1 pseudogene is annotated in these 724 nt (G+C 79.7%); it reads right to left on the bottom strand.

The window, feature by feature from the left end:
• A pseudogene (locus tag BST11_RS27810) lies at positions 1-724 on the bottom strand (PE family protein); the annotation flags it as partial.

Below are 724 nucleotides of genomic sequence, written 5' to 3'. Positions count from 1 at the left end.
ATGTTGCTGCCCCCGCCCGCTCCTCCGGCCCCGCCCGAGCCGATCAGCACTGCGGCGCCGCCCATTCCGCCTGTGCCGCCGCTGAAGTTGCCGAAGCCGCCGGGTCCGCCGGGCCCGCCGTCGCCGAACTGGCCGGCCCTGCCACCGGATCCGCCCGTCCCGCCCACACCGGACGGGGCGGCCCCACCGGACCCGCCGGCTCCTCCGCGGCCGATCATCCCGGCACCACCGCCGTCACCGCCGGCCCCGCCCGCCTGGGCGGCGCCGAGGCCACCCGGACCCCCATCGCCACCTCCGCCGTACAGCGGCCCACCATCGCCGCCATGACCGCCCGCTTCCCCGAGCCCGGTGGCCGCCGACGTGCCGGTGCCGCCGGCGCCGCCGACCCCGCCCTGACCGATCCACCGGCTTGATCCGCCGTCGCCGCCGGATCCGCCCTGGCGTAGTGCCTCGCCGCCAGGCCCACCCGCCCCGCCGTCGCCGATCAGGCCGCCGGTGCCGCCGAATCCGCCCGTGCCGCCGGATCCTCCGGAAACCGCGGCGCCGCCGGGTCCGCCTGCGCCGCCGTTGCCGATCATTCCCGCGGCACCACCGGCACCGCCCGCTCCACCGTCGGTGACCATGCCGTGCCCGCCCGGGCCGCCGCTGCCGCCGTTGCCGTAGAAGAACCCGCCCAGACCGCCGGAACCACCGGCCGAGCCACCCCTGCCCGACCCGCCGGCCC

The sequence above is a fragment of the Mycobacterium alsense genome (genome assembly GCF_002086635.1).
In the GTDB taxonomy this organism is placed as follows: domain Bacteria; phylum Actinomycetota; class Actinomycetes; order Mycobacteriales; family Mycobacteriaceae; genus Mycobacterium; species Mycobacterium alsense.
This window is presented reverse-complemented; position numbering and strand designations above follow the sequence as displayed.